Annotated in this window: 1 protein-coding gene; it reads right to left on the bottom strand. The window is 58.0% G+C overall.

All coding sequences use genetic code 11. From position 1 onward, the window contains the following. Positions 1–576 (bottom strand): hypothetical protein (locus LPH68_RS26530; protein ID WP_230297297.1); only part of this gene is annotated, 576 nt, incomplete at both ends.

The following is a 576-nucleotide window of genomic DNA, read 5'->3' as shown; positions in this document are numbered from 1 at the left end:
AGGGGGAAATAGGTCATCTCCCCGTCCGGGTTGTTCACTTCCACCTGCTGCCCGGCTATCTCCACCTTCCGGCTCGTGGGCATCCTGGTCACCTTGGCCAGTACACGGTGGCGCTTGGACAGGATGGCATTCACATGCCCGCTCATTTTGTACGCATTGCCGAATTTGTACCCCGTCTTGTTGTCCAGGTTCGAAACATTGGCATCGTCGGCCACACTGTCGTCAAACTCGATCATCGTATAGGGCGGCTGCTTGATCGTCAGTTCCGGATAACGGGCGGCATACTTCTCCAGTTCCTCGTCAGCCAGATACTTCGTCAGCGTCAGCTTACCGCGAAGGCCCGAATGCCGGTCATCCACGGCACCCGTCTGCGTGTACGTTCCGTAGTCGTAATACTTCTTCAGCAGGGTTCCGTCGTCTTCCCGGTCTATCTCAAGCACGAAGCGCTCCAGCTTGCCGCTGCCGTTCAGTTTGGCCTGGTGCAGGCGTTCCAGCAGGACGAACCCGTCGATGCCGGGGCAGTTGGTGTAGCGGTAGCCCCGCACATTATTGATGCCTTCCAGTATCAGGCCACTG

The sequence above is a fragment of the Bacteroides sp. 1_1_30 genome (genome assembly GCF_020982715.1).
In the GTDB taxonomy this organism is placed as follows: domain Bacteria; phylum Bacteroidota; class Bacteroidia; order Bacteroidales; family Bacteroidaceae; genus Bacteroides; species Bacteroides xylanisolvens.
Note: the sequence above shows the minus strand (reverse complement) of the source record. Positions and strands in the feature narration are given on the sequence as shown.